Below are 25933 nucleotides of genomic sequence, written 5' to 3'. Positions count from 1 at the left end.
CAGGTATGCGCAAGCTGTTCGGAACCGACGGGGTGCGGGGCACCGCCAACACGCATCCGATGACGGCAGACATGGCGTTGCGCATCGGTGCGGCGGTTGGGCGGTATTTCCGCCGCGACGCCAGTGGCGTGCACCGGGTGGTTATCGGTAAGGATACGCGTCTGTCTGGCTACATGTTGGAAAACGCGCTGACGGCGGGTCTGACCTCGACAGGGATGAACGTGTTGCTGCTGGGTCCGGTCCCGACCCCTGCGGTCGGGCTCATGACCCGGTCGATGCGGGCCGATCTTGGTGTGATGATTTCGGCCAGCCACAACCCTGCGATTGACAACGGGATCAAGTTCTTTGGCCCCGACGGGTTCAAACTGTCCGACCAGGCCGAAACTGAAATTGAGCGGCTGATCGAAGAAGGCGTCAAACCCGCGCAGGCTCAGAACATTGGTCGGGCCCGCCGGGTTGACGATGCCCGGTTTCGCTATGGGGAACGCATTAAATCCTCGCTGCCCCGCGAGTTGCGGCTGGATGGGCTGAAGGTGGTTGTCGATTGCGCCAACGGGGCAGCGCATCGCACGGCGCCCGAAGTGCTGTGGGAACTGGGGGCCGACGTGATACCGGTGGGCATCGCGCCCAACGGCAAGAACATCAACCTCAATTGCGGCTCCACGCAACCGCAGCTGGCTGCGGAAACCGTTGTGGCCCATGGCGCCGATGTCGGTATCTGCCTGGACGGGGACGCCGACCGGGTGGTGATGATTGATGAGACCGGGCAGGTGGCCGATGGCGATCAGTTGATGGCGTTGCTGGCTGCGGCCTGGGCGGCCTCTGGTCAGTTAAAGGGCGGCGCGCTGGTCGCGACGGTCATGTCCAACCTCGGGCTCGAGCGGCACCTGTCCGAGCAAGGTTTGCGACTGGAACGGACGGCTGTGGGTGACCGCTATGTGGTTGAGCGCATGCGTGATGGCGGCTTCAACTTGGGCGGCGAGCAGTCCGGGCATATCGTGATGAGCGATTATGCCACCACCGGTGACGGGCTGATGGCCGGGCTGCATTTTCTAGCGGAAATGGTCCATTCCGGTCGCAAGGCGTCGGAATTGTCGAAACAGTTCGAAACGGTGCCGCAATTGTTGAAAAATGTCCGGTATCAGGCGGGTCAGGTGCCGTTGGATGCCCAGAACGTCCAGGCGGCCATTGCTGATGCCGAGGCGCGCCTGAACGGGCAGGGGCGCCTGCTGATCCGAAAATCCGGAACCGAACCCCTGATCCGCGTGATGGCCGAATGCGAAGACGCAGTGCTGTTGGAGCGGGCTGTGGAGTCGGTTGTCGACGCGGTTCTGGATGCGGTTGGCAGTTAACGTCCGATCAGCAGTTTTCTGAGGCTAAACCACTGGCTGATGGCCAGACCCGTCAGGATAAGAGCCAGGGCGATGTAAAACCGCAGGGGCAAGGCCTCGGACAGGATCCATGCGCCAAAAACCATCGACCAGATCGGCACCTGATAGTTCACCAGCGTCAGAAACACCGACCCAGCGCTGCGAATGATCGAGACGCGCAAGAGCGTTGCAAACGCGGTCGGAACAAGGCCGAGAATGATGATGGCAAGGCCGGCTCGGTTGTCTTCCCAGTGCGGCACACCCTCTGTCGCGAACATGATTGGCAACAGAATCACTGCGCCAACCACCAGTGTCAGGGCGGCCAGTGTAACCGGATCAATCGGCGGGCAGCGGCGGGTGAAGATCGAGGCAACCGAATAGCAGAGCGCGGCGCCTAAACAGGCCAACTGCGCCAGCGGCTCGACCCCTTGGCCAATCTGGGCCAGCCCGGGACCAATCAGGACCAGCGCGCCCGAGAACCCCAGCGTGACGCCAAACAAGCGGCGCGCGTTCAACGGTTCGTCCGAAAAGAAATGCGCCAGCGGAAGCACCATCAGGGGGATTGCTGCCATCGACAGTCCGGCAAAGGCCGAGGCTACGTATTGCTGGCCCCAGCTGAGCAGGACAAAGGGCAGCGCAGTGGACAGGAGACCGATTACAACGATGGACCCCCACAACGCGCGGTCTGGGGTCGGAAATCGGCGCCCGGTCACGGCCATCAGAAACAGCAACATCAATGCACCCAACGTTGTGCGTGCGGCTGCTACTGTGATCGGGCCATAGCCTTCCAGCGCCAAGGCCACAACCATGAACGTGCCACCCCAGATGAGGCCAAGTGCTATGACGCCGCCCCAGTCGCGGTAATCGGGTTGTTGGACCATAGCCCCCCTTATCCTGTGGTTTGACCGATGTCACGCGCCTGATATTGACAAAGCGTTAGTTCATACTTACGGTAAGCTATGACTTACCAAGATGCGTTTACCGCTTTGGGTGACCCGACACGGCGACAGGTTTTCGAAGCCGTTGCAACCCGTCCGCGCGCTGTCGGCGCCTTGGCTGACACGCTGCCTGTCAGTCGCCCGGCTGTGTCACAGCACCTCAAGGTTCTGACCGAGGCCGGATTGGTCGGATGTCATTCGAGAGGGACGCGCAGGATCTACTTTGCCCGACCCGAGGGTCTGGCGGACCTCAGGGCATGGCTGGATCGGTATTGGTCAGACGTTTTGGACAGCTTCGCCGCCGAGATCAACAAGGAAGGACCCGACACATGACGGACCCAATTGTCAAAACAGTCACGGTCAACGCGACACCGGATCGGGCGTTTGATGTCTTTGTTCACCGGATTGCAAAGTGGTGGCCGCTGGATGGCCACGTGGTTTCTGCGTCCAACGGAAAACCGGCCCTTGCCGTCACGATCGAGCCAAGGGTTGGCGGTGCGGTTTATGAAACGATGCATGACGGCGAACGCGCGGATTGGGGAACGGTTTTGGTCTATGAAGACGGGCGCCGCCTGGCATTCAGCTGGCATCCGGGCACCAATCGCGACAAACCCACCCAGGTCGAAGTGAGGTTTGAATGCGCTGGCGCAGATCGCACGTTGGTGACCCTGACCCATTCGGGGTGGGAGGTCTGGTCAACCGAGGCACCCGCCAAGAGGGACGGGTATGAAACCGGATGGGACTTTGTGCTTGGTGAGTGCTTTGTGAACGCCGTCACAAACTAATTGAGGCGACCACGTCGGGCCGCCTCGAAACCAACGGATTTCCGTTTCAGTTCTTTTCCTGATCGACCAGTTTGCCGGCCGAAATCCACGGCATCATGCCGCGCAGTTTCTTCCCGACCTCCTCGATCTGATGCTCGTCATTCAGACGGCGGGTGCCTTTGAAGAAGGGCTGACCCACTGCGTTTTCCTGCATGAAATCACGCACGAACTTACCGGTCTGGATGTCGGTCAGGATGGCCTTCATTTCTTTCTTGGTCTGCTCATACGGCAGCACGCGTGGGCCGGAGACATATTCGCCATATTCGGCGGTATTCGAGATCGAGTAGTTCATGTTGGCGATACCGCCTTCATAAATCAGGTCAACGATCAGCTTCACTTCGTGCAGGCATTCGAAATAGGCCATTTCGGGCGCGTAGCCGGCTTCCACCAGCGTTTCGAAACCCATGCGGATCAGCTCAACCAGACCGCCACACAGAACCGCCTGTTCGCCGAACAGGTCGGTTTCGCATTCTTCACGGAAATTGGTTTCGATGATGCCCGAGCGGCCGCCGCCGATGGCCGAGCAATAGGACAGGCCGATTTCCAGCGCTTTGCCGGTGGCGTCGGTGTTGACGGCCACGAGGCACGGCACGCCGCCGCCTTTCACATATTCACCGCGCACGGTGTGACCGGGGCCCTTGGGGGCCATCATGATGACGTCGACGCCGTCTTTCGGTTCGATCAGGCCGAAGTGCACGTTGAGGCCGTGCGCAAATGCAATAGCTGCGCCCGGCTTGATGTTGTCATGCACGTATTTCTTGTAGGTCTCGGCCTGCAATTCGTCGGGCATGGTGAACATTATAACGTCGCACCAAGCTGCCGCTTCGGCGATGCCCATCACCTGCAAGCCTTCGGCTTCGGCTTTCTTGGCGGATGCCGAGCCTTCGCGCAAAGCGACGACAAGGTTCTTGGCACCCGAGTCCCGCAGGTTGAGCGCGTGGGCGTGGCCTTGCGAGCCATAGCCCAATATCGCCACTTTCTTGTCTTTGATCAGGTTGATGTCGCAATCGCGATCGTAATAGACGCGCATTTTGCCGGTCCTTTCAGTTTCGATTGCGGTGCTTTTATCCGGGTGTAGCGGGATTTACGAGCGTATTTTAGTTGAGTATTTTTGAAAAAGATGAAGAACTATTCGCTAAGAGAAAGGTTTTGGAAAAATTCATGCTCGATGACATAGATCGCCGGATACTGCGGCATTTTCAGGCTGAACCGAGCCTGTCGACAGCCGAATTGGCCGACCTGTGCCAGATCAGTCCGGGCGTGTGTTGGCGGCGGATCGAAAAGATGCAAGCGGCGGGCATTATCGAAGGGCAAGAGGCGGTCATTGACTGGGCGGCATTGGGATATGCCGTCGAAGTGTCCTTGCGCGTCAGTTTGGACAAGACACAGGCCCGAGCCTTCGACGAGTTTACCGAGGCAGCCCGCGCGGTGCCAGAGGTGATCGAGATACAGACCTTTCTCGGCCGCGTGGATGTCCGCCTGTCCGTTCTGGCGCGCGATATGGCGCACTACCAGCAGCTTTATCGCGACCGGATCCTGACCTTGCCGCATATCGCTGATATCGAGGCTCTGATGCATATTGCGCGGGTCAAACGCGATGAGGTTCTGCCGGTATGATTGAACTCGACGACATCGACCGGAACATCCTGCGCGCTTTGCGGCTGGACGCGACCCAAAGCGCGGGCGCGTTGGGGCGTCGGTTTGGCCTGTCTCAGCCTGCAACGTGGCGGCGTGTTCGAAGACTGGAGGAGGCGGGGATCCTGAAAGGGCGACGGTTGCGCCTGAATGCTGAGGCGCTGGGTTTCGGCGTGACGGTTTTCTTGGGTGTGAAACTGGCCCGCAAGGGGCAGGTGAGCCTGGAAGACTTTGAACGTGTTGTCAGCGCGATCCCCGAGGTTCAGACCGTCGAGCATGTGCTGGGTCTATACGACTACCGTTTGCGGGTGGTTGCGCGCGACCTGTCAGACTTTGAACGCGTTCTTCGGCGCCGGATCATGACCTTGCCCGGTGCGGGCGATGTCGAAGCAAATGTCATGCTCAGCGAAGAACGACTGGCCGGACCAATCGGATAGACGGATCAATACCGCGTGCGGATGCAATACCCGGGATGATGCACCATGCGGGCAAAGCAAATGGGCTCTTCGTCTTTCCACGTGGTCCGCTCCAGCTTGATCATCGAGGTCCCGGCCGTGGTGCCCATGAATTCGGCCAATCGGCTGTCTGCTGAGATGGCGCTGAACGATATCTCGGCCCCCGTGAACGGGGCTGCGTTCAGTAACCACTCATGCGGTCCGTGATCCCGCAGGTCGGCGCTTTCGACATCTGGAATGGCATCTATGTTGATCCAGCGCTCTTCCATTTGGAACGGCAGGTTGTCGGCATAGTGCATACATACGACATGCAGAACCCGAGCCTCGCAAGGCGTACCCAATTGTGACGCCAGCCATCCGGGGCTTGGTTTCACGGTGCGCTCGACAAGGGCGTAACGATAGGTCGCATTCTGGTTCTCGACAACTTGTCGGGTCAGGGAGAATTCGAGCTTGGCGTGCTTGCTGGGTTCTTTCTTAACGCGCGTACCGCTTTTGCGTTTGCGTTCGACAAACCCCTGGTCCGCCAGTTCCCGCAGGGCGCGGTTCACGGTTGCGCGGGCGCAGTTGAATTCCTCGGAAAGTTGCGTCTCGGTTGGCAGCAATGCACCTTGTGGCCAGACGCGGGTTTCGATTCGGCGTTTGACCTCGTCCCGAACAACCTGGAAACTGATCCGCTTGCGTGCAGTCACGGTGACAAAAATCCCTTCATGTAAAAATTGTGTGTATCTGTTCAGAAGCACGCAGAAGTGTAAAGAGGTAGGTGACACTATTTGGCGTCAACTCGCGGGATTTGAGGGGCTTATTCGATGATTCATGCCGAAATCGAGCGCGTTCCGTTGGGTAATCTTTGCATCAGAAATATACCTTTACCCTTTTCACCAATCGGGCCATGACTGTCGGAAACCCATAGAAAGGACGCCGCACATGCCAGCGCTGTTGGAAACCGTCGACCCAAATGGTCTCGAGGAATTCTCTGTGGTCTTCACCGACCGGTCGCTCAACCATATGTCTGTCGCATTTCAGCAGGTGATGCGCGATATCTCCGACATGCTCCAGCAGGTGTACAATGCCGATGGGGTTGCTGTTGTTCCCGGGGGCGGAACCTATGGGATGGAGGCCGTTGCCCGGCAGTTTGCACGTGGCGCAAACGTTTTGGTTGTGCGTAACGGGTGGTTCTCTTATCGCTGGAGCCAGATCATCGAAAGCGGATCGTTGACCGCCTCGACAACGGTTCTCAAGGCGCGGGAGACCGGCAATTCCAGCCCGTCGCCATTTGCGCCTGCGCCCATTGACGAGGTTGTCGCGGCGATCCGTGATCAGCGTCCGGATGTGGTGTTTGCACCCCATGTCGAAACATCGGCGGGAGTCATTCTGCCGGACGATTATATCACAACCATGGCCGATGCCGCGCATGAGGTTGGGGCGCTGATGGTTCTGGATTGCATCGCGTCGGGTTGCGTCTGGGTGGATATGAAGGCGACCGGTGTCGACATCCTGATCTCGGCCCCGCAAAAAGGGTGGAGCGCGTCGCCCTGTGCGGGTCTCGTCATGCTGTCAGATCGCGCCGAGGCACGGTTGGAACAAACAGACTCAGACAGTTTTGCCATTGACCTGAAAAAGTGGCGGCAGATCATGCGGGCTTATGAAAATGGCGGTCATGCCTATCACGCGACCATGCCGACCGACGCGTTGCGCGAGTTCCGAGACACCATGGCTGAGACCAGAGACTATGGGTTTGACAAACTTCAGGCTGCGCAATGGGCGCTTGGGGCGGGCGTTCGTGCATTGTTGAAGGACAAGGGCGTCATTTCCGTGGCCGCAGAAGGGTTCGGCGCGCCGGGTGTGGTCGTCAGCTACACATCCGATCCAGACATTCAAAACGGCAAGAAATTTGCCGCGCTTGGCATGCAGATTGCTGCAGGTGTGCCGTTGCAATGCGACGAACCCGAGGGATTCAGCACCTTTCGCCTTGGTCTGTTCGGGCTGGACAAACTCTACGATGTCGACGCCACGATTTCGCGATTGAAACGGGTGTTGAATCAGGTGCTCTGACCGCTTACCGGCGTTAGCGAACCCCAAGGCCCATCTGCATCAGGGTGCGTCGCACCGGAGCCAAGGAATAGAGCGCGTTCAAGCCCATCGCCCGGACGTCCCGCAGGGGGCGCGCTTCGATCATTGAGGCGCGGTTGAGCAGGTCGATACCTTTGACGCGCATCTCGATCTCAGTGTGCCGGGCTTTGTGGTAAGCCTCCAGCATTTCCGTATCGCCCAAACCATCGGGGCGTGCCTGCATCAGATCCAGCAGGCAGCTCAAATCGGCCAGCGACATGTTCAGCCCTTGTGCGCCAATTGGGGGCACCACATGCGCCGCTTCGGCCATCAGGGCAATACGTTCGCCGGACAGGCGCGCGGCGGACTGGCTGATGATCGGCCAGATCGTGCGACGCGAGGCCAGTTTCAGCGGTCCGAACAGCCCACAGGACCGCTCTGTCATTGCGTCTTCGAAGACCTCGGGCTCCATAGTCAACAACTCGACCGCACGAGGGCCTCGGTCCATCCAGACGATTGCGGATGAGGGCTGACCCTGCCAGTCGGGTAGGGGCACAAGGGTAAACGGCCCGCCTGACCGGTGAATTTCCGTCGAGACATTGTCATGCGCAATCGCGTGCGTAACAGCAAAGGCCAGAGCTTTCTGCCCGTAACGTGTGGTGTGAACACGGATATCCGCCGCCTCGCGCATGGGCGACTCGCGACCATCAGCGGCGATCACCAACTTGCAGTGCACCCGCTTGCCATCGCTGAGCCCCACGCGTGCCTCTGCGGTTCGGGTAAACAGGCTGACGGTCCCGGTGCCCGGACGGAAATCGACATTGGGCAACTCGGCGAGGCGCGCCACCATCTCGCGGCGCAGCAACCAGTTGGGCAGGTTCCAGCCAAACGGATGATCGGAAATGTCGGCTGCATTGAAGTCCCGCACCACCCGAGGCTCGGGGACATCCCCGCCGGCGTCAACGATGCGCATGATCTGCAAGGGTGCGGCGTGGGCGTCTAGCTTTTCCCACAAGCCGCAATGTTCCAGCAGGGCATGGGCCGGTTGCAGGATCGCCGTGGTCCGCAGGTCGGACCCGTCGGCATCACGTTCGGTGATGGGTTGTGTCGGGTCGACACAGACCACATCGAACCCCGCCGATCCAAACGCGGCTGCCGCGGTCAGCCCGGCAATTCCGCCACCGGAAATCAGGATGTCACAGCTGTCGGTCATGGCGTAGCTCTCCGTTCTGGACGGACCCTAATCCGGATCAACCGCACACGCCAAGCGACATCCTGTCCCTTGTCTCAGCCTCGCGAGATCAGAATGAGGATCAGGAACATCACCGGAACCAAAGCAACCGCAGGAAGGTAAAATCCCGGCAGTCCAAACAGCAGTGCCGAACATCCCCACATGCTGACAATCGCCAGCGCAGTATACCCCAGATCGTCGGGATCGCCCTCGGCGGCATCGCGGGCCAGCCAGCCAAACAAGGGAATTGAATAGAGCAGGCGCTGCCAAATAGGCAGGCGCCGAGGCATCTCGATCGCGCTCATTGGGGTCTCCGTTCTGTTCGGCGCACCTTGGGATATAGGGCCGATGCTGCAGATGCAGAATGCACAGATGGTCGCAGTGTGACAGGCTAGCTACCGCAGGCGGGCAAGAAAGGTAGTCAGATCGTCCGTGTGGTGGTGAATGTGATCGGCCTCATGCGGTTCAGGTGCCACATGCACCGTCCGCATACCCATCGCATGCGGCGCGGCCAGATTGCGTGGATCGTCTTCGAACATCGCTGCTTTTTCGGCCTCGATACCATCACGGGCAAAGATGGCTTCAAACGCGGCCTGTTCCGGCTTGGGACGGTACCCGGCATGTTCGACCCCGTAGATCGCATCGAACAATCCAGAGAGACCGCGCGCCTCCAGCACCCGTTCGGCATAAGGCGCGCTGCCGTTGGTGTAGACGATGCGCCGACCCGGCAGCGACCGGATATGCGCCGCCAGTTCTGCGTCAGGGTCCATGTGGCTCATATCGACCTGATGCACAGCGTGCAGATAGGGCTCGGGGTCCAGATCATGCTCTGCCATCAGACCGGCAAGCGTGGTTCCGTATTGTCGCCAGTAGGCCGCGCGCAGCCGGTTGGCCTCGGCCCGGTCGACACCGATGGTTTCCACCACATAGTCGGTCATCAGGACCTCAATCTGGTCGAACAGGCGCATCTGCGGCGGATAAAGCGTGTTATCCAGATCGAACACCCATTGGGTGACATGATGAAAGGCAGGCTTGACCATGACAGAGGTTTATGGTGCGGCGCCGCGGTTTTCAATGCCGCTCTTGATCGCAGGCCCGAGTGGCGGATAGACAGGTCCGAACGAGGAGAAAGAGAACCACATGAGCCAGACCCGACACCCGTCCAGGGATGCCTACAACCTGATTCTCGAAGCCATCGACGTTGGCATCTACAAGCCGGGGGACCGTCTGGTTGAAAGTGAGCTGGCCGAACGGTTTGGTGTGTCCCGCACGCCGATCCGCGAGGCTTTGCAGCGACTCGAGACGCAATCGCTGCTGGAACGGGACGGGCGGTCGCTGATCGTGGCGTCGCTGGACCATAACCAGATGGCGGAACTCTATATCGTGCGTCGCGAATTGGAGGGTTTGGCCGCGAGGCTGGCGGCCAAACATGCCACCGAGGAAGAGATTAAGGTGCTGCAGGATATGGTCGAAGCAGATGATGCGCTGGTGGATGATCCGGCCGCCTTGTCGCGGGCCAACCGGCGGTTTCATGAGCAGATCCACCTGGCCTCTCACAACCGCTATCTTGTCCAGCAGCTTGATCTGGTGCATCGCACCATGGCGTTGATGGCGACCACGTCGCTTGCGGTGCAGGGTCGGGGAGAGATCGCGCAAGCCGAGCACAAGGGTATTGTCGAGGCAATTGCCGCGCGCGACGAAGACGCGGCAGAGCGGGCCCTGAACGATCATATTTCGGTTGCGTTCATGACCCGCCTGAAACAGGACGCCGTGCGGCGCGAGAATTGACGGTCAGACCACCGGCTGATCCTCGGCCGCCTGACCGTGTTGGGTTTTGTCCCAGAAAAAGGGTTTGATGGCCAGTTCCCACAACGCTTTGTAGGCGGCGACAACGCCGAGGGGGAAGTACAGAACCATGGCTGGCACCCATGGGACAAGAAACCGGCGTTCCTGCGCTGAAACGGCAAGTACGCCGATTGCAAAGCTCAACACCTCGGTTGCAAGCAGCAGCCAGATCAGCGATCGCAGCGCCTGATGCGGGAGGACCTCGAGCAGCGGGTTGTAGAGCCCCAGCATGGTCAGCCAGAACATCCACAGGACCGGGGCCAGCAGAAACTGACCCACAGTTCCCAAAAAGAAAGCCTGGAGGCCCAGGAATTTCACCCCGCCCAGATCCCTGAGCAATTGCAGCGGGTTGCGCATGTGAACTAGGTAGGTAACCATAAATCCCTTGAGCCAGCGCGAGCGTTGTTTCACCCAGGGCCAAGCGCGGAAATTGGCTTCTTCAAACGTGGTCGTGTCCACCATCTCGGTCCGGTATCCGGCCCGGCTGAGGCGCACGCCCAGATCGGCATCTTCGGTGACGTTGTGGGCATCCCAGCCCCCAAGCTCCAGCAGTTTGTCGCGCCGAAAGAAAAACGTGGTACCGCCCAGGGGGATTACCAGGCCCAGACGCGCGATGCCCGGAAGAACAACGCGGAACCAACTGTTGTATTCGATGGTAAAGCAACGCGACCGCCAGTTGGTGCGGGGGTTGTAGTAATCCAGAACCCCCTGCAGGCACACCACATCGGGCGCGGCCTGGGCAAAATGGCGAACGACGCGCTGGATCTGGTCGGGCTGCGGTGCGTCCTCGGCATCCCAGACGCCCAGAATGTCGCCGCGACAGAAGTCCAGCGCATAGTTCATCGCGCGGGGTTTTGTCGTCAGCCCGTTCAACTCGGGCACTTCGATCGTGCGGATCCAACTGGGCAGAGCGACGTTGGCAAGGGCTTTGCGCGTGACGTCATCTTTCTCTTCCAGAACAAGGATCACATCCAGCAGCGCTTTGGGATAAGTCAGCCGCTGGAGCCGGCGGATCAGGGCGCCCGCGATTTCCCTTTCCTTATAGAGGGGAACCATGATCGACACGCAGGGTTGGCGCAGGATCGGAACCGGAGTGTCCGGCGGTTTGGCGTAGCGCCGGCTGTTCGACGACAAAAAGGCCAGAAATCCCGACAGGCGGAGGGTCGAAAACAGAACCATAGAGCCCAAGGCCGCTGCCACAACCAGAGCTGACGCGGTCTGCGGGATCGACGCAAAGGCGGCCAGAACCAACAGAACCGCGGCAGCGGGGCCCATGCGGGCCCGGGCCGTCCAGGTGCGGCAGCTTTGCGCCTTGTCGACGCGGGTTTCGGCCAGTCGTGCCAGCGGTTTGGAGTACACCTGCGCAATCGATCTATCGATCTGGTCCGGGGCGGCCAGCACTGGAATAATGGTCTTGTCGCTATACTGCATTTTTGCCCGGACAGCGGCGAAACGGTCCGGTCGGGCGGTGGCAACCAGAATGATCGGCCCCATCTTCATCCATGGGATGACGTTGTGTTTCAGCCAGAATTCCAGCGATTCCAGACTGCAAAGCGCGCGCGTCGGCGGGTGGTCTTCCAGGTCGGCGATTTGCAGACCCGTCTGCGTGGACAGGGCGGCCAGCACATCGGCCCGGCTGGCCCAGCCTTCGCCCACCAGAATCTCACCCAACGGCGCTTTTTGTCGGGTCTGCAGATGCAGTGCGCGGATCAATTGGTCCTGCGTGATGGCGCCTTTTTCGATCAGACATTCGCCAAGAGGTTTGCGCGCACCCTGAGCCGGGATCGGCGCGGCCGACACAAGTTTCTGAAGGTTCAGTTCGGCCATTTAAGACAATCCCGACGCAACACCGTGCGGTCAGGCTTGTCGGATCAGGGTTAACGCCCGGTTAACACTAAATAGTTTGGGCGTTATGCCTGTGTCTTGTTCTCAGCCATGGCGGTCGCGAACCGCTCGAACAGGTAAAAACTGTCTTGTGGGCCGGGGGAGGCCTCGGGGTGGTATTGCACCGAGTAGACAGGTCGACCGGTCATGCGAATTCCACAATTGGATCCGTCAAACAACGACCGATGCGTTTCGACGACACCGTCCGGCAGGGATTGAGCATCAACCGCAAACCCGTGGTTCATCGAGGTGATCTCGACCTTGCCGGTTTCCAGATCCTTCACGGGATGATTGGCCCCGTGGTGCCCGTGGTTCATCTTGACGGTCTGGCCCCCGAGCGCCAGAGCCAGCATCTGATGGCCAAGGCAAATTCCGAAGACCGGCAACTTGGTGGTGCCGAGAATTTCTTTGATCATCGGGACGGCGTATTCGCCCGTTGCCGCCGGATCGCCAGGACCGTTGGACAGGAAAACCCCATCGGGATCATGCGCCAAAACCTCAGCTGCCGTGGCCGTGGCGGGCAGAACGGTCACTTCGCACCCGGCGGATGCCAGGCAGCGCAGGATGTTCCGCTTGGCGCCATAATCCAGCGCGACAACCTTGTGTACGGGCGCCTCTTGCCGCTCAAACCCGTCTGGCCAGGCCCACCGCATCTCATCCCAGCGGTAACTTTGCGCACAGGTGACGTCCTTGGCCAGGTCCATACCTTCCAGACCTGCAAACCCGCGCGCCGCAGCGATCAGGGCTTCGATGTCAAAGTTGCCGTCAGGGTCATGCGCCAGAGCCACATGCGGGGCACCTTGCTGTCGGATGGCGCGGGTCAGGCGCCGCGTGTCTACACCGCCAATCGCGATCCGGTTTCGCCGGGCCAGCCAGTCTTTCAGCTCTTCGGCAGAGCGCCAGTTGGACGGCTCTGTCGGGTCCCATTTAACCACCATTCCCTCTGCAACAGGATCTGCGGTCTCATCGTCATCCGGGTTCACGCCGACATTTCCGATATGCGGGAAGGTAAAGGTCACGATCTGTCCAGCATAGGAGGGATCGGTCATGATTTCCTGATACCCGGTCATGGCCGTATTAAAGCAGAGTTCCGCCACTGTCTGACCGGTTGCGCCGAAACCCATGCCGTAAAACAGGGTGCCATCGGCGAGGGCCAGACACGCGGTCGGCTTTGAGGAAACGTTCGAGGCCATGGCGCGACTCTCCTGCAAGGTAAATCGGCGCATACCTAAGTGGGTTGGGGCGCTGGGTCAAGTCTGTTCAATTTTTGGGCTATCTTTTGATTTCAATAAGTTAGGTATATCTGTCGACTGTTGTGCCCTGCTTTTTGTTTCGGTATGGTCGGGGTTCCTTTGCCATGGGGATGGACACACCAAATGGATATGCGATCACGGGTGAACACAGCCCTGAAGCAAGCTATGAAAGACAAAGAAGCCGAGCGTCTGTCGACCTTGCGGCTGATCAATGCGGCCATCAAAGACCGCGATATCGCCACGCGCGCGTCCGGCAATGAAGAGGTCAAAGGATGCGGCGATCCCGAGGTTCTTGAAATTCTTGGCAAAATGACCAAGCAGCGCAAGGAAAGCGCGCGGGCCTACGAAGAGGGTGGGCGGCTGGACCTGGCCGAGCGGGAGCTGCGCGAGGTCTCGGTGATTGAGGAATTCCTGCCCAGGCAATTGGATGACGATGAAGTCAACAAGGCGATTCAGACGGCGATCACCGCCACCGGTGCCGGCTCGATCCGCGACATGGGCAAGGTCATGGGGGAGTTAAAGACCCGCTATACCGGGCAAATGGACTTTGGAAAGGTCGGCCCAATGGTCAAGGACCATCTCTGCGCGGCCTCAAACGGCGCCTGCTGAGCCCTCAAGCACCTTGTTCTGGGGCCGGTTCGCGCAGTTTCTCGACAAGATCGTCATACAGTGTGATGCGCTCGTCCTCGGACAGGAAGGCGCCGATCTCGACCTCGCGCCCGTCGCCGACCAATGTGACATAATGCGGGACCGGGCCGCCCTTGATGTGCATTTCCGGCCTGGCCCAATATCGGTTGCAGGTCCACTCCTGTTCTTCTTTGCCCGGGACGTGATGGATCAGCCTGGCCTGCGTGCCGCTGAGGGTCAGAACTTCGAACACGCTGCGGGCGCGGTAATTCGTGTGAATGGCCAGCCAGAGGCCCAGAACCGTGAGCAACAGGAACGGCAACAGGCCCCACAGCACGACCGATCCCAGCATGGCAAGCAACGGGATCAGGCCGAACAAAAAAACGGACAGTATGACAATCATCGCCCCGCGCGGGGGCAGGGAGTTGTGCGGCCAGAGGCGCAGTTCCTGTTCCGTCGCAGATGTCTGATTCCATCTATAGGGCATGGCAGAAAAATAGCGGTATGATGTGGTCTGTCGACGTTAAAAACTATATGACGTGGCCGACACGGGCCCAGGACAGGGCATCGTCCAGCCTGTCATCGCCCCAGAACACCTCGCCACGAACAACAAGACTGGGTGCACCGAACACGCCAAGTTTGGTCGCCTGAACGGTCTCGGTTTCCAGTGCTTTGACGCTGTCCGGGCTGCGCGCACGGGCCAACATCAGGCGCGGATCCTGCTGGCAGCGCAGCAGAGCCTCGGACACGGCGGCCTCGCTTCCGGCTTCGACGCGTTCTTCGAACCAAATGCGATAGAGGTTCTGAGTAAACGCCTTGCCCCAACCGTCCTGCATCCCTAGCAGGGCAACCTGATTGGCAAGCGCCAGATCCGAGATCGGATAGGGTGCAGGCAGTTTTGCGTGGATGTGATATTTGGCCGCGCGGCGTTCAATGTCGCGCCACATATAGGCGGATTTCACCGGTTTCCCCGTAAACGGAACGTTCTGCTGGTCCAGCATCACGGTACGAACGTTGAACGGGCGCCACCGCACTGTGGCATCGTTTTCAATGCACCAGTCATCCAGCCGCATGATCGTGAGAAAGCTGTAGGTGCTGCCTATTGAGAACCAAAAATCAATTTCTGGCATCTGGACCCTCCGGTTTGCCGGACAAGTTGCCCGACCCAGAATAGCGTATTTTTGGCGATCTGGCGATGTCGATACCGCAGTCCGCTGATCCGCCGCCGCCACGACAAACAAAAACCCCGCCACTGTGGGCGGGGTTTCTGTTTCTATAAGAACCGGTTCAGTGCGCGTGGCCCTTGTCCCAGTCTTCCTGCTTCGGCAGTTGCTCGAACGTGTGCTCGGGCGGTGGCGAGGGCAGGGTCCATTCCAGCGTATCCGCGTATTCGTTCCACGGGTTCGGCCGGGTCTCGCGCGCGCCGCGTAGCAGGGCGTAGATCACGATGCCGAAGAACAACAGGAACGAGGCAAACGAGATGAACGCACCAATCGACGACACAAAGTTCCAGAGCGCGAAGGCCTCGGGATAGTCGATGTAACGGCGTGGCATGCCCTGACGGCCCAGAAAATGCTGCGGGAAGAACGTCAGGTTGGCACCGATGAAGAACATCCAAAAGTGCACCTTGCCCCAGAACTCCGAGTACTGACGGCCCGTCATCTTCGAGAAGTAGAAGTAGACGCCCGCAAAGATCGCGAACACGGCACCCAGGCTCATCACGTAGTGGAAGTGCGCCACAACGTAGTAGGTGTCGTGATAGGCGCGGTCGATACCCGCCTGCGACAGAACCACACCGGTCACACCGCCAACGGTGAACAGGAACAGGAAGCCGAAGGCAAACAGCATTGGGGTTTTGAACTCGATCGAGCCGCCCCACATGGTCGCAATCCAAGAGAAGACCTTAACGCCTGTGGGTACAGCGATCACCATCGTGGCTAACATGAAATACGCCTGCTGACGCAGCGACATGCCAACCGTGTACATGTGGTGCGCCCAGACCACAAAGCCCAGAACACCGATTGCAATCAGCGCCCAGACCATCGGCAGGTAGCCGAAGATCGGTTTGCGCGAGAAGGTCGCAATAACGTGGCTGATGATGCCGAAGCCCGGCAGGATCACGATGTACACTTCCGGGTGGCCGAAGAACCACAGGATGTGCTGATACAGGATCGGGTCACCACCGCCGGCTGGATCAAAGAAGGTGAAGCCAAAGTTACGGTCCATCAGCAGCATGGTGATCGCACCGGCCAGAACCGGCAGCGACAGCAGAATCAGCCACGAGGTGATAAAGATCGACCAACTGAACAGCGGCACCTTGAACAGGGTCATGCCCGGGGCGCGCATGTTCAGGAAGGTGGTAATCATGTTAATCGCGCCGAGGATCGAGGAGGCGCCCGATACGTGCACGGCAAAGATCGCAAGGTCCATGGACATGCCGCCCTCGGTCGTCGACAGCGGTGGGTACAGAACCCAGCCCACGCCAGACCCAAGCTGATCGTTACCTCCGGGGCTGAGCAGCGAAGCCACACCCAGCGAGGTCCCGGCAACATAAAGCCAGAAGGACAGGTTGTTCATCCGCGGGAAGGCCATGTCCGGTGCACCGATCTGCAACGGCATGAAATAGTTGCCAAATCCACCGAACAGGGCGGGGATGACCACGAAGAACATCATAAGAACACCATGGTAGGTGATCATCACGTTCCAAAGATGTCCGTTTGGGGTACACGGATCGGCCATGAACCCTTCGAGGCACATGTACTGGACACCGGGGTGCATCAGCTCGAGTCGCATGTAGATGGTCATCGCGACCGAGATAAACCCGGCGAGCGCCGAGAAGATCAGGTAGAGAATCCCGATATCCTTGTGGTTGGTCGACATGAACCAGCGCGTGAAAAAACTGCGCTTGTCTTCATGGTCGTGACCGTGAATGGCTGCGTCTGCCATTATTAGGTGCCTCCTGTTGCAACGACGCCGCGCGGCCGGACCTCTCCGACGCGCAGGTTTCCTGCTGGTTTTAGAATGCGAAGACAGTACCTTCAATGGTCGAGTTTGATCTGGATCAAGATTAATTGTCGCGGGCACGAGGCGTCTCGCGCTGACTTGGTCTTTGTGTCAGCTGTCCGGTCGTCGTCAGCAAGCGTTCCTGCGCGCCGCAAATTTGTTTTGCTGCTTTTGGAAAAGATGCGCCTTGACCCCCGTTACAGGGGGCCGCAAAACTAAGCCCAAATCCGAAACCGGAGGCCCGAAATGGACAGTTACGATCCCGACAACATCTTTGCAAAAATTCTGCGGGGCGAGATCCCCGCAACCCGCGTTTACGAAGATGACGACACGCTGGCCTTTATGGATATCATGCCGCGCGCCGACGGTCATCTGTTGGTCATTCCCAAAACACCGTGCCGCAATATCCTGGACGCCACGCCCGAACAGATGGCCGCCGTCATGGCAACGGTTCAGAAGATGTCCCGCGCGGTCAAGGCAGCCTTTGACGCCGATGGTGTCACGATCCAGCAGTTTAACGAGGCCGCTGGAGGGCAAGAAGTGTTTCATCTGCATGTCCACGTCCTGCCGCGCCACGAAGGTGTATCCATTCGCCCCCCCGGCAAGATGGGCGATTTCGACCTGATCGCAGATCATGGGGAAAAGATAAAAGCCGCGCTGGCCTGAGCATTGGTGCGTGCCGACTGTTTTCATCAGCGCGCCGTGCCCCCGTAGTCCCGCGCGGACGATACGGGTTTTGGTTTGGTTGCGTGTTTAATCCTGTTTGCGGGCCCTCAGAGATTGGCAGGACTTTGTTCGGGGGCGCGGATATAGGGCGTGACCGCAATGGCGCATGAGCATGCCCATAGCGGAGGCATGGCCAGAGGCCGAAGACATTCAAGGCCAGGTTCGGCAGGATTTGCATGATCGTTTTGGGATCGATCGTGCGACGCTTGAGCTCGAACAGACCTGACGCGCCTGTTCGGGACCGGCGCGGTTCGGTCATGGAGAGAGCTAGGGGCCAAAAAGAGAATTGCCGTTCCGATTTGGGGTCGGAACGGCAGACTCGTAACCAAACACTTATCGGATTACTCGGGCGAACCCGCGATCACCGGTTTAACATACCACTCACTCTAGACTGGTCGTGTTATACTACTCGCTAACCCGTCTGATATGTCCAGTGAACATGAATATTGGATAAATATTCTACTAAATTCCGGCAATCATCGTTGATTTGGCGCGTGCTTTGGAAACAGAAGGCATACCCCTAGCGGATTGTTCTTTTTTCCCGGGGCCAGCGCGATTCGAACCGCGCGTCAGATGGCGGCTGGGCCGGTGTGCGGGGATTCAAAGACTTCTGCAAAGGTCTTTTGCAAAGCGGAGTCCAGATCCGCAATTGTTACAGGTAATCCCAGATCGACCAGCGAGGTCACGCCATACTCGCTGATCCCGCAGGGCACGATGCCGGAAAAATGCTCAAGGTCCGGTTCGACATTGATTGAAATGCCATGAAAGCTGACCCATTTGCGCAGGCGCAGTCCAATGGCGGCAATCTTGTCTTCGGCCGGGTTTCCCGCGAGGGTCAGCGGCTTGTCGTCCCGCCGCACCCAGACACCAACCCGCCCGGCGCGGATTTCGCCTTGCACATTGAACTCAGCCAGAGCTGAAATCACCCAGGTCTCCAGTTGCTTCACGAACTGGCGCAGGTCGCGCCCTCGTTTGTTCAGGTCCAGCATCACATAGGCCACCCGTTGTCCGGGCCCGTGATAGGTGTATTCGCCGCCCCGCTTGCTCTCATAAACCGGAAACCGATCCGGCTCCGTCAGGTCCTCGATCTTGGCTGAGGTGCCTGCGGTATAGAGGGGGGGGTGCTCCAACAGCCATATGCATTCGTCTGCGTCACCTGCCGCAATGGCCGCCACGCGCGCCTCCATAAAGGCAACGGCGTCGTCATACCCTGTCAGACCGTCTGTAATTCTCCATTCCATAGTGGCCTCATACTCTGCGAGGGTCCCGGGGAAAAGGGTCACGCAGCTTCGGTCAAGCACCGGTCCAGAACGTGTGCATAGGTGTCGGCGCCTTGCGCGCCCGTCAAAAGATACTTTCCGCCAAACACCATGGATGGAACGCCTGAAATACCTCGACTGGTCCAGAATGTCTGCTTTTCGCGGACTTTCCCTGCATGATCGCCCGAGGCCAGCGCCGCACGCGCGGCATCCGGATCTAGCCCTGCAGCGCCGACTGCGGCCATCAGAACCTCGGGGTCAGATACATCTTGTTGCTTGGTGAAATACGTGTCGAACAGCGCCAGTTTCAACGGGTGCTGGCGGCCTTGCGTCTCCGCCCAATCCAGCAGCTGATGCGCAGCAAAGGTGTTCACGATCCGGCTGTCATCATTGAAGTTGAAGGTGAAACCGAGTTCGGCACCGATCGAGGTCAGATGATCGCGGACCTGCTGGCTTTGTTCGGCGTTCGAGCCATATTTCTCGGCAATATGCTCACGCAGGTTCTGACCTTCCGGCGGCATCGTGGGGTTCAACTCAAATGGATGCCATCTTAGCCGAGCCAGTACACCACGGTTCTGCAGCGCCTGATCGAGTTGAAGAAAGCCGACAATGCACCACGGGCAAACCACATCAGAGACAATGTCGATCTGTACAGCGGGGCGGGGATCAGACGTGGACATCTGCGGCTCCAGAAGGTCATAAGAGATGTTGGTTAAAGCTCACAATAAGGGCGCTCGGCGAGATTTCAAACCGCCCGGTTTTTGCCTCTTCACATCGCCCGTCGCAACGTCTATACGCCCCTTTACCAAGTCACTGGCAGTGCGGTCGTGGCGGAATTGGTAGACGCGCAGCGTTGAGGTCGCTGTGGGGTAACACCCGTGGAAGTTCGAGTCTTCTCGACCGCACCAGAACAGAATCTGTGGTCTGTGATCTCCTCTAACAATTTGAATGACAGAGATATTTTCGGGGCTCTAGGGCCCTGATTTCGGTCGTATTGAATGCGGTCTGCGAAGGCCAGTTTAAGGACCAGAAAGCGCTCGTGAGAACTGGCTCGGTTAACCGCCTTCGTCGCTTCCTGGAACGAGGCCATAACTGATGAGTACTTGGCTAACTTCATCCGCCATATCCAACTGGTCGGCGGTATCAAACATTTCTGTAACTGAGTCTTCATACCAACTCGCAGTCGCTGGCTCGCTCCGAAGAAGCCGAACTGCGGAATCAACAGATTTAAGATACTCTACCCTCCAGTTCGGTGCCGCACGGGACGCATGTAAGTCAGCAAGTGAAACGTATACATACGACGTAGGCTGGTTCGAGGACTGTTCTATACCGTCCGTGATCGCATCTATTAAGTCATCATAGTAACCTAAGCTGGCATACCGATTGGCAACTTTCTTAGCGCGAAAAAAAATCTGCTGCGATTCTTGACGAGGAAGCTGGCGAATGACCTCGAGCATTTCAGCCCAAGCATTTTGCCTGACATTGGCCGGAGATACCTTCACGGGAACAAGTTTATTGTCCTTCATATCGTAAGAAACGCCTGTCAAGGCTTCACGCTCCAGGCGCATTGCCGAGTGGTGAAGGCTGGTCTGAAACCACTCCGCTAGAATTGCTAATTTCAGGGCCTCGTCCATAAACCCGAGACGATTTGCAGCAACTGACGAGTTAAAAAGCGTGTTGGGATCTACCGCTCCCTCCAAGCTCTCACTAACCATCGTTGACAGCAGGGAGGCGGCGCGAACTCGGTTCTCTTCAGTGAAATCTTCCTCTTGACCGAGAAAGTCAGTCTCTATTTTTTCCAACTGCGAGTAGGCTGCATCAATGCTGTAGGGTAACTTTTCAAAGTTCTCAATCACCACTCCGGCGTTTCTGAGAACTCTGCCATACTTCTCGTTACTGTCTTCCAGGTTCTGAAGAAGCGGCCCCATTGTACTCCATATTTTTGAGGCACGTTCGGCCGTCTGACTATCTTGGAGGACAGTGTCTCGGACGGCTGACGGAATTAGCTTTAACTGTACTTCCAGCAGGTCTTCAAATTTTAGCAACTCCGTATCCAGTCGAGTGGCCAGTTCGGTCAATTTCCTTTCCTGAGTGTCGTCAAACTCTCTGAGTTGAGTTCCAATTTCCTGTCGGCTTTTTTCCAAATTATCGAGTGCGTCGTTGATCTGCGTTTCAAATGACTCGGCTCGAGTGGCAATGTCATTGTTAATCGATTCCTCTAGCTGCGAAAACTCTGAGCCGAATAAGTATCCTGCGCCAATGGCCAAGGCTGCAAAAATACTGAGGACTGTAGTAACCGTCCACCTTTGCCCGTCTATCACTCTGCCAGCATTGTCGATTTGTTTTTGTAGCCCATCGGCCAATAGCTGCTTCTCGCTGCTCAATGCATCCTTCATTACTTCGGTATGGCGTGAAATTTGATTAACAACACTCTCGGTATGTGATCTTAGATCCGCAACGGATATACCGGTGTTCTCAGGAGAGTTCTTATCTTTCTCTGTCATGTCGATCATCTCAATCAAGTATTTTGGGTTAAATAGTTTTATTGTACCTTTTTTTGGCATTATTGAGCAGACTTTTTTCCAAAGAAGCCTTCTTTTGCTAGACGAGACAACAAATGCCTCGGGTCCTTTTTTGCTAAGCCTCTGCGAGAGATGGTAAATCGTGAATCGAGCGCATGAGCTCGGCTGCCAGGGATTTTAACTCTCGAGCCCCTGCCGCATCTTTTTGAACCAGGGGTGGCGTGTGCTTTGGGTAGACTGTGAGTAGGCGACCAGATTGCCGGACCATTGCAGCAGGCGAGCGCATGTTTTTGTTGTCGCGTTAACGCCGCCAAATAGAGTCCGCTACCCCTCTAAACCGCACCACATCAGCCGAAAAAATGGTTTGGGTATCTGGGTAGTCCGCTGAAGCTCAATCCGTTTTCCTGAGAGCCGGGGACGTTCCGAAAAGCACAGTGCCGCTTTTGGCCTCGGCCTCTCCCTTGCAAAGCAGGTTCTTGAACCGTAACAAAGTCGAGCGGTTCTGTGCACCTGCACGCGCCGGCAAGAACGCGAACTCACGGGAAATCCTTGAGCCCAAAGCAATGGTACCAGGTCTACGCCGATGAGACTTATCATATCGACGATGAAGGACGAGGGACCGTTTATTCTAGAATGGGTCGCCTATTACTTGTCCATCGGCTTTACGCATTTCATTGTCAGTTCGAATGACTGTTCGGACGGAACCGACAAAATCCTGCGGCGATGTGAAGAGCTTGGCTTTCTCACACACATAGACAATCCGGGGCCCTGGAAATTCGGGCCGCAGGCATCCGCCTATGCGAAGGCGATGGAGCAGCCGTGGTACAACGAGGCGGAGTGGATCCTTGTATGCGATGTCGACGAGTTCCTGGATATCCGCATCGGCGATGGCGCGTTGGACGATCTGTTCCGGGCGTTGCCACATGCGGATGGTTTTGCCGCGCTGTGGCAGTTGTTTGGACATAGCGGCATCGTTGAATTCGAAGATCGGCTTGTCGTCGAGCAATTCACGCGCGCAGGCGAACTGGGCATGGTCATGCCGCAGAATGTACGTGCGTTCAAATCGCTGATCCGAAATAACGGTTCGTATCGGTCAATAAACACGCATCGACCACGAGGACCAATTCCCGGTAAGGTCGACGGCTTTGGTTGGGTGGATGGGGATGGGGATCCTTTGCCACCCGCGATGCGTCGACGGGGGTGGGCCTTCACCACGACCGGGGCCGCCTTTGGTACGTCCTTGTTTCGCATGAACCATTACGCCGTCAGGTCCATCGAAAGCTATTTGATCAAGCGACTTCGGGGTGATGTCAACACAACGGCCTTTCATCCCAAGATGGAAGCCACAGGGCAGGCCTATTGGCATATGCATTGCTTCAATACGGTCGAAGAGCGTTCGATCCTGTCCAAAGTTGACCGGCTTCGTCGGGTCTATGATCGTCTGCTCAAAGACGAGGTCTTGTTGTCATTGCACGAGCAGGCGGTTGCTTTCCATAGGACTAAAATCGCGGAAATCCGTGAAACCGACGCGGCAAAAGGATTCATAAAGAGATATCAGAATTTTCGCGGCGGAGCGTGTATTAAGGCCTTGGATTTGGGTGTGTTGGAAGAAGCAAACACCTCATTTGATGTCGAAACCTACAAAGATCCGGAAGTGAGTTTCGCGCAGGTTGCCAAGTGGAACCGCATTGGGCAAATGGCCGTTGTCGGCAATTCGAAATCAATGAACTACCCTTGGTTTGTTCGTCTGGACAGTCTGGGTACACCGTTAGATTACCAGCAAGCTGCGGCAGAACACGCCAAAATTACTGATCCAAAGCAGGTTAACTTACCGTTCGATCCCAGAGATCCCGATTTTCTGCCAAAATCGTCTAACGAGATTAAGAAGACAGCCAAACAACGTAAAAGATTCCTGAAGTCCATCAGCGGTAAAAAATCCTGGGTCCTGATTGGTCAGGTCGAAATAGAAATCGTCGAAGAAATCCTGGACCTAAAAACCGTGGCGCAATTGACGGTCATTGCGCCGTGGGGGCTATCGTGGAACGGGTTCGCATGCAAAGACACTGCACAAGATCCGGACCTTCAGGCACTTGATCGCGCGTTTTATGCGTTTTTGGAGCATTTCCGGGCGCCGCTGTTGTCCGGAAGACTGCGTGTATTCAGGGCGATGCCTGCGCTGATGCTAAAACTGTTCGAAGATGAAAGTGCGGGTGTTTTTATTATTCGAGGCGTTCGGGCGGAACGTGTCATGTTTCAATTGCTCAGACGGATCGATAGGGTCCTGGCCCCCGGCGGGAGTATTGCGTTTACATCGTACCGGCGAGGTGCGGGGTCCTATTCGGGGATGTCCGCCGCAATCAACAGGTTCCTTTCCGATAACGCGGCTCGATATCGGGTTACCAGTTTAGAACCACCGTGGCTTGGTATCGACAAGTTGCCACCGTTAAACACAGAAAGCACATAGCTTCTGGCTCTTGTGGCGACGGCATGGTACCCGTTTGGTAAGAAACGAGCGGGTGGGATCGATATCTCAAATAAACCCCGGCAGCACAGTGAGGTCGAGATGTCAGACGAATCCAAGGTTATCGGTGCGATTCCTGGGCGTCAGGAGAAACCAAAAGCGGCCAAGGCTGGCAAGCGAAAGAATACCAAAGACGCCATTCGCCGTACTTTTCTGTCACGCTTGCCCAAGGGTGGCGTGGCCGTCGAGATCGGGGTTTGGCAGGGCGAATTCTCTCCGACCATTCTGAAGCTTTTGGAGCCCAGCCAGCTGTTTCTCATCGACCCATGGAAACACATCGGTGAGGAGTCGCACACAACGGCGTTTGTGGGTCGTACGGAAGACGAGAAGATGGAGGCTATTTTCCAGAAAGTGGTCAAGTCGTTTGAAAAAGAGATCGACGAGGGCAGGGTCGGCATCATCCGCGATTTCTCGGTCCCTGCGCTTCAGCTTTTTCAGGACGACAGCATTTCTTTTGCCTATGTGGATGGCGATCATTCTTACGAAGGTGTGTCGGCCGATCTGGCGGCGCTGTTTCCCAAGATAAAGCAGGGCGGCATCATGGCCTTTGACGATTACCACCGCCGTGGTTGGTGGGGCGACGGGGTCATCCGCGCAGTCAACGAGTTTCTGGGGATGCACCCCAGGGAACTGCGTATCCGGGCGATTGCTGGCGCACAGATCGCAATAGAGAAGATCGTTCCCCAAGATGACCGCAAGACTGACGAAGAGTAGGCAGTGAATCTGAGAAATTGCGATGGACAAGCCTGAGAAAGTCCTCATCTCGGCCATGAAGAACGAGGGGCCCTATATTCTGGAATGGGTGGCCCATCACAAGGTTCTCGGCTTCGACAGAATTTTTGTCTACACCAATGACTGCACGGACGGAACCAACCAGATTCTAAAGCGGCTTCAGGCTCTGGGGCATGTGGACTTTCGTAGGAACCGTGTAGGCGTGGGTGGCATTCACCGCTCGGCACTGCGCCAGGCGCGCCGTTTGCCCGAAGTGAAAGAGGCAAAGTGGGTCTATGTCTGCGATGCCGACGAGTTTCTGAACATCCATGTCGGCAATCACAAGGTCGACGATCTGATCGATGCGACGCCTGATGTGGACGTGATATCCATCCCGTGGAAGATTTTTTCAAACAATGGCCGCCACGTGCTGCGCGACCTGCCGGTTACCGGTCAGTTCACCGACGCGGAGCTTGATTTCGAAGACGGCGGGGCTGGTCGGCGGTTTGTGAAATCGATGTTCCGCCAGGGTGATGTCTATACGCGCTATGGGTTGCACAACCCTCATCCCAGACCTGATTTTCAAGCGGACGTGTTTCGGTCAGTCCCCGGCCGCCATGCGGCCGAGGCTGCGCCCTACGGCAACCATGTCTCACCACCATTCGGATTTGACGTGGCGCAGATCAACCACTACGCAGTGCGCTCGACGCAAGCCTATCTGTCCAAGCGCAGTAGAGGCCGAGCGAACCATTCGTCTGAGACGCTGGGGACCGAGTATTGGGACCGCTGGAACCGGGGCGGGGCCGAGGATGCTTCAATCCTCAGATACCAGGATGACGTTGAGGCGTTGCTTGCCGAGTTCAGGTCGGACGATGCTCTCAGACGGTTGCACAAAAGGGCCTTTCGGTGGCACAAGACTCTGATTTCAAATCTGCTGGAGGTTCCGGACTATCAGGATCTTTACCAGAAACTTGTCAAAAAGCCGGCGGTGAACTTCGTTGCCCGGGATCGCGGCGTGCACGAGAAGCTTGCAAAGGACGAGATGCACCCTTCGGATGGGCAACAGACTGAATCATAGTT

26 protein-coding genes and 1 tRNA gene are annotated in these 25933 nt (G+C 57.6%); 13 read left to right on the top strand and 14 right to left on the bottom strand.

Annotation, left to right across the window (positions count from 1 at the left end):
* Positions 1-5 precede the first annotated feature (5 nt).
* Entirely contained in the window at positions 6-1352 is a 1347-nt protein-coding gene (gene glmM / locus ACR3ES_RS15515) for a phosphoglucosamine mutase (protein WP_170429841.1), read from the top strand.
* Here the strand turns inward: glmM and ACR3ES_RS15510 are convergent.
* Positions 1349-2251 carry a DMT family transporter gene (locus ACR3ES_RS15510; protein WP_170429844.1) on the bottom strand — a complete coding sequence of 301 codons (903 nt, stop codon included), beginning with the start codon at positions 2249-2251 and terminating at the stop codon, positions 1349-1351. The two genes, glmM and ACR3ES_RS15510, sit on opposite strands and share 4 nt — an antisense overlap.
* A gap of 78 nt (positions 2252-2329) precedes the next feature.
* Here ACR3ES_RS15510 and ACR3ES_RS15505 point away from each other — a divergent pair, with 78 nt between their 5' ends.
* Positions 2330-2641: a metalloregulator ArsR/SmtB family transcription factor gene (locus ACR3ES_RS15505; protein ID WP_170429847.1), complete on the top strand. Its 312-nt coding sequence runs from the start codon at positions 2330-2332 to the stop codon at positions 2639-2641.
* Positions 2638-3093, top strand: a complete 456-nt coding sequence (locus ACR3ES_RS15500; RefSeq protein ID WP_170429850.1) for an SRPBCC family protein — start codon at positions 2638-2640, stop codon at positions 3091-3093. The genes ACR3ES_RS15505 and ACR3ES_RS15500 overlap by 4 nt, the downstream gene beginning before the upstream one ends.
* Before the next feature lie 46 nt (positions 3094-3139).
* On the opposite strand, the gene ilvC is transcribed toward ACR3ES_RS15500, so the two are convergent.
* The gene (gene ilvC / locus ACR3ES_RS15495) at positions 3140-4162 is read right to left on the bottom strand and encodes a ketol-acid reductoisomerase (protein ID WP_170429853.1); all 1023 of its coding nucleotides are present in this window, start codon (positions 4160-4162) and stop codon (positions 3140-3142) included.
* Between the two features lie 131 nt (positions 4163-4293).
* Here ilvC and ACR3ES_RS15490 point away from each other — a divergent pair, with 131 nt between their 5' ends.
* Positions 4294-4749 (top strand): Lrp/AsnC family transcriptional regulator, encoded by a 456-nt coding sequence (locus tag ACR3ES_RS15490; protein WP_170429856.1) that lies wholly within the window; start codon positions 4294-4296, stop codon positions 4747-4749.
* Positions 4746-5204, top strand: coding sequence for an Lrp/AsnC family transcriptional regulator (locus ACR3ES_RS15485; protein ID WP_170429859.1), 459 nt, complete (start codon positions 4746-4748; stop codon positions 5202-5204). Before ACR3ES_RS15490 ends, ACR3ES_RS15485 begins: the two co-directional genes overlap by 4 nt.
* Positions 5205-5209: 5 nt before the next feature.
* On the opposite strand, the gene ACR3ES_RS15480 is transcribed toward ACR3ES_RS15485, so the two are convergent.
* The gene (locus ACR3ES_RS15480) at positions 5210-5911 is read right to left on the bottom strand and encodes a GntR family transcriptional regulator (protein ID WP_170429862.1); all 702 of its coding nucleotides are present in this window, start codon (positions 5909-5911) and stop codon (positions 5210-5212) included.
* Between the two features lie 235 nt (positions 5912-6146).
* On the opposite strand from ACR3ES_RS15480, the gene ACR3ES_RS15475 reads away from it, so the two are divergent.
* Positions 6147-7274 carry an aminotransferase class V-fold PLP-dependent enzyme gene (locus ACR3ES_RS15475; RefSeq protein WP_170429865.1) on the top strand — a complete coding sequence of 376 codons (1128 nt, stop codon included), beginning with the start codon at positions 6147-6149 and terminating at the stop codon, positions 7272-7274.
* A gap of 13 nt (positions 7275-7287) precedes the next feature.
* On the opposite strand, the gene ACR3ES_RS15470 is transcribed toward ACR3ES_RS15475, so the two are convergent.
* The 3 genes from ACR3ES_RS15470 to ACR3ES_RS15460 all read right to left on the bottom strand — a co-directional run bounded on the left by ACR3ES_RS15470 (position 7288) and on the right by ACR3ES_RS15460 (position 9542).
* Positions 7288-8484, bottom strand: coding sequence for a UbiH/UbiF family hydroxylase (locus ACR3ES_RS15470; RefSeq protein WP_170429868.1), 1197 nt, complete (start codon positions 8482-8484; stop codon positions 7288-7290).
* A 74-nt stretch (positions 8485-8558) separates the two neighbouring features.
* Positions 8559-8807: a hypothetical protein gene (locus ACR3ES_RS15465; RefSeq protein ID WP_170429871.1), complete on the bottom strand. Its 249-nt coding sequence runs from the start codon at positions 8805-8807 to the stop codon at positions 8559-8561.
* A gap of 90 nt (positions 8808-8897) precedes the next feature.
* Entirely contained in the window at positions 8898-9542 is a 645-nt protein-coding gene (locus ACR3ES_RS15460) for a pyrimidine 5'-nucleotidase (protein ID WP_170429873.1), read from the bottom strand.
* Between the two features lie 100 nt (positions 9543-9642).
* On the opposite strand from ACR3ES_RS15460, the gene ACR3ES_RS15455 reads away from it, so the two are divergent.
* The gene (locus ACR3ES_RS15455) at positions 9643-10290 is read left to right on the top strand and encodes a GntR family transcriptional regulator (protein WP_170429875.1); all 648 of its coding nucleotides are present in this window, start codon (positions 9643-9645) and stop codon (positions 10288-10290) included.
* Between the two features lie 3 nt (positions 10291-10293).
* Here the strand turns inward: ACR3ES_RS15455 and ACR3ES_RS15450 are convergent, their stop codons facing one another.
* On the bottom strand, positions 10294-12174 hold the full coding sequence (locus ACR3ES_RS15450) for a glycosyltransferase (protein ID WP_170429877.1): 1881 nt from the start codon (positions 12172-12174) through the stop codon (positions 10294-10296).
* An 83-nt stretch (positions 12175-12257) separates the two neighbouring features.
* Positions 12258-13424, bottom strand: a complete 1167-nt coding sequence (carA, locus tag ACR3ES_RS15445) for a glutamine-hydrolyzing carbamoyl-phosphate synthase small subunit (protein WP_170429887.1) — start codon at positions 13422-13424, stop codon at positions 12258-12260.
* 183 nt (positions 13425-13607) lie between these two features.
* On the opposite strand from carA, the gene ACR3ES_RS15440 reads away from it, so the two are divergent.
* A complete protein-coding gene (locus ACR3ES_RS15440; protein WP_170429889.1) occupies positions 13608-14093 on the top strand; it encodes a GatB/YqeY domain-containing protein in 486 nt (161 codons plus the stop codon).
* A 4-nt stretch (positions 14094-14097) separates the two neighbouring features.
* Here the strand turns inward: ACR3ES_RS15440 and ACR3ES_RS15435 are convergent, their stop codons facing one another.
* The 3 genes from ACR3ES_RS15435 to ctaD form a co-directional block, all read right to left on the bottom strand.
* Positions 14098-14598: a DUF2244 domain-containing protein gene (locus tag ACR3ES_RS15435; RefSeq protein ID WP_170429891.1), complete on the bottom strand. Its 501-nt coding sequence runs from the start codon at positions 14596-14598 to the stop codon at positions 14098-14100.
* Between the two features lie 43 nt (positions 14599-14641).
* Positions 14642-15241, bottom strand: a complete 600-nt coding sequence (locus tag ACR3ES_RS15430) for a DsbA family protein (protein ID WP_480423824.1) — start codon at positions 15239-15241, stop codon at positions 14642-14644.
* Between the two features lie 157 nt (positions 15242-15398).
* A complete protein-coding gene (ctaD, locus tag ACR3ES_RS15425; RefSeq protein WP_170429901.1) occupies positions 15399-17057 on the bottom strand; it encodes a cytochrome c oxidase subunit I in 1659 nt (552 codons plus the stop codon).
* 303 nt (positions 17058-17360) lie between these two features.
* Here ctaD and ACR3ES_RS15420 point away from each other — a divergent pair, with 303 nt between their 5' ends.
* Positions 17361-17780 (top strand): HIT family protein, encoded by a 420-nt coding sequence (locus tag ACR3ES_RS15420; RefSeq protein WP_170429903.1) that lies wholly within the window; start codon positions 17361-17363, stop codon positions 17778-17780.
* A gap of 629 nt (positions 17781-18409) precedes the next feature.
* On the opposite strand, the gene lipB is transcribed toward ACR3ES_RS15420, so the two are convergent.
* Together lipB and ACR3ES_RS15410 are read right to left on the bottom strand one after the other, a co-directional pair.
* Positions 18410-19081 carry a lipoyl(octanoyl) transferase LipB gene (lipB, locus tag ACR3ES_RS15415; protein WP_170429905.1) on the bottom strand — a complete coding sequence of 224 codons (672 nt, stop codon included), beginning with the start codon at positions 19079-19081 and terminating at the stop codon, positions 18410-18412.
* A 38-nt stretch (positions 19082-19119) separates the two neighbouring features.
* Positions 19120-19779 (bottom strand): DsbA family oxidoreductase, encoded by a 660-nt coding sequence (locus ACR3ES_RS15410; protein WP_170429907.1) that lies wholly within the window; start codon positions 19777-19779, stop codon positions 19120-19122.
* 141 nt (positions 19780-19920) lie between these two features.
* Here ACR3ES_RS15410 and ACR3ES_RS15405 point away from each other — a divergent pair.
* Positions 19921-20007: transfer RNA gene (locus ACR3ES_RS15405), tRNA-Leu, on the top strand.
* 147 nt (positions 20008-20154) lie between these two features.
* Here ACR3ES_RS15405 and ACR3ES_RS15400 read toward each other — a convergent pair.
* Positions 20155-21663 (bottom strand): hypothetical protein, encoded by a 1509-nt coding sequence (locus tag ACR3ES_RS15400; RefSeq protein ID WP_480493340.1) that lies wholly within the window; start codon positions 21661-21663, stop codon positions 20155-20157.
* Positions 21664-22204: 541 nt separating this feature from the next.
* Here ACR3ES_RS15400 and ACR3ES_RS15395 point away from each other — a divergent pair.
* The 3 genes from ACR3ES_RS15395 to ACR3ES_RS15385 all read left to right on the top strand — a co-directional run bounded on the left by ACR3ES_RS15395 (position 22205) and on the right by ACR3ES_RS15385 (position 25931).
* Complete coding sequence (locus tag ACR3ES_RS15395) at positions 22205-24085, top strand: glycosyltransferase family 2 protein (RefSeq protein WP_170429911.1); 1881 nt, start codon at positions 22205-22207, stop codon at positions 24083-24085.
* A 99-nt stretch (positions 24086-24184) separates the two neighbouring features.
* Positions 24185-24856 carry a class I SAM-dependent methyltransferase gene (locus ACR3ES_RS15390; RefSeq protein WP_170429913.1) on the top strand — a complete coding sequence of 224 codons (672 nt, stop codon included), beginning with the start codon at positions 24185-24187 and terminating at the stop codon, positions 24854-24856.
* 22 nt (positions 24857-24878) lie between these two features.
* The gene (locus tag ACR3ES_RS15385) at positions 24879-25931 is read left to right on the top strand and encodes a glycosyltransferase family 2 protein (RefSeq protein ID WP_480423821.1); all 1053 of its coding nucleotides are present in this window, start codon (positions 24879-24881) and stop codon (positions 25929-25931) included.
* Positions 25932-25933: the final 2 nt, after the last annotated feature.

It is taken from the genome of Ruegeria sp. B1 (assembly GCF_056535885.1).
This window is presented reverse-complemented; position numbering and strand designations above follow the sequence as displayed.

Excerpts from the sequence above, each read along its gene's own strand:
- glmM (WP_170429841.1), top strand. The coding sequence starts at position 6 with ATGCGCAAGCTGTTCGGAACCGACGGGGTGCGGGGCACCGCCAACACG.
- ACR3ES_RS15510 (WP_170429844.1), bottom strand. The coding sequence starts at position 2,251 with ATGGTCCAACAACCCGATTACCGCGACTGGGGCGGCGTCATAGCACTT.
- ACR3ES_RS15505 (WP_170429847.1), top strand. The coding sequence starts at position 2,330 with ATGACTTACCAAGATGCGTTTACCGCTTTGGGTGACCCGACACGGCGA.
- ACR3ES_RS15500 (WP_170429850.1), top strand. The coding sequence starts at position 2,638 with ATGACGGACCCAATTGTCAAAACAGTCACGGTCAACGCGACACCGGAT.
- ilvC (WP_170429853.1), bottom strand. The coding sequence starts at position 4,162 with ATGCGCGTCTATTACGATCGCGATTGCGACATCAACCTGATCAAAGAC.
- ACR3ES_RS15490 (WP_170429856.1), top strand. The coding sequence starts at position 4,294 with ATGCTCGATGACATAGATCGCCGGATACTGCGGCATTTTCAGGCTGAA.
- ACR3ES_RS15485 (WP_170429859.1), top strand. The coding sequence starts at position 4,746 with ATGATTGAACTCGACGACATCGACCGGAACATCCTGCGCGCTTTGCGG.
- ACR3ES_RS15475 (WP_170429865.1), top strand. The coding sequence starts at position 6,147 with ATGCCAGCGCTGTTGGAAACCGTCGACCCAAATGGTCTCGAGGAATTC.
- ACR3ES_RS15470 (WP_170429868.1), bottom strand. The coding sequence starts at position 8,484 with ATGACCGACAGCTGTGACATCCTGATTTCCGGTGGCGGAATTGCCGGG.
- ACR3ES_RS15465 (WP_170429871.1), bottom strand. The coding sequence starts at position 8,807 with ATGAGCGCGATCGAGATGCCTCGGCGCCTGCCTATTTGGCAGCGCCTG.
- ACR3ES_RS15460 (WP_170429873.1), bottom strand. The coding sequence starts at position 9,542 with ATGGTCAAGCCTGCCTTTCATCATGTCACCCAATGGGTGTTCGATCTG.
- ACR3ES_RS15455 (WP_170429875.1), top strand. The coding sequence starts at position 9,643 with ATGAGCCAGACCCGACACCCGTCCAGGGATGCCTACAACCTGATTCTC.
- ACR3ES_RS15450 (WP_170429877.1), bottom strand. The coding sequence starts at position 12,174 with ATGGCCGAACTGAACCTTCAGAAACTTGTGTCGGCCGCGCCGATCCCG.
- carA (WP_170429887.1), bottom strand. The coding sequence starts at position 13,424 with ATGGCCTCGAACGTTTCCTCAAAGCCGACCGCGTGTCTGGCCCTCGCC.
- ACR3ES_RS15440 (WP_170429889.1), top strand. The coding sequence starts at position 13,608 with ATGGATATGCGATCACGGGTGAACACAGCCCTGAAGCAAGCTATGAAA.
- ACR3ES_RS15435 (WP_170429891.1), bottom strand. The coding sequence starts at position 14,598 with ATGCCCTATAGATGGAATCAGACATCTGCGACGGAACAGGAACTGCGC.
- ACR3ES_RS15430 (WP_480423824.1), bottom strand. The coding sequence starts at position 15,241 with ATGCCAGAAATTGATTTTTGGTTCTCAATAGGCAGCACCTACAGCTTT.
- ctaD (WP_170429901.1), bottom strand. The coding sequence starts at position 17,057 with ATGGCAGACGCAGCCATTCACGGTCACGACCATGAAGACAAGCGCAGT.
- ACR3ES_RS15420 (WP_170429903.1), top strand. The coding sequence starts at position 17,361 with ATGGACAGTTACGATCCCGACAACATCTTTGCAAAAATTCTGCGGGGC.
- lipB (WP_170429905.1), bottom strand. The coding sequence starts at position 19,081 with ATGGAATGGAGAATTACAGACGGTCTGACAGGGTATGACGACGCCGTT.
- ACR3ES_RS15410 (WP_170429907.1), bottom strand. The coding sequence starts at position 19,779 with ATGTCCACGTCTGATCCCCGCCCCGCTGTACAGATCGACATTGTCTCT.
- ACR3ES_RS15400 (WP_480493340.1), bottom strand. The coding sequence starts at position 21,663 with ATGCCAAAAAAAGGTACAATAAAACTATTTAACCCAAAATACTTGATT.
- ACR3ES_RS15395 (WP_170429911.1), top strand. The coding sequence starts at position 22,205 with ATGAGACTTATCATATCGACGATGAAGGACGAGGGACCGTTTATTCTA.
- ACR3ES_RS15390 (WP_170429913.1), top strand. The coding sequence starts at position 24,185 with ATGTCAGACGAATCCAAGGTTATCGGTGCGATTCCTGGGCGTCAGGAG.
- ACR3ES_RS15385 (WP_480423821.1), top strand. The coding sequence starts at position 24,879 with ATGGACAAGCCTGAGAAAGTCCTCATCTCGGCCATGAAGAACGAGGGG.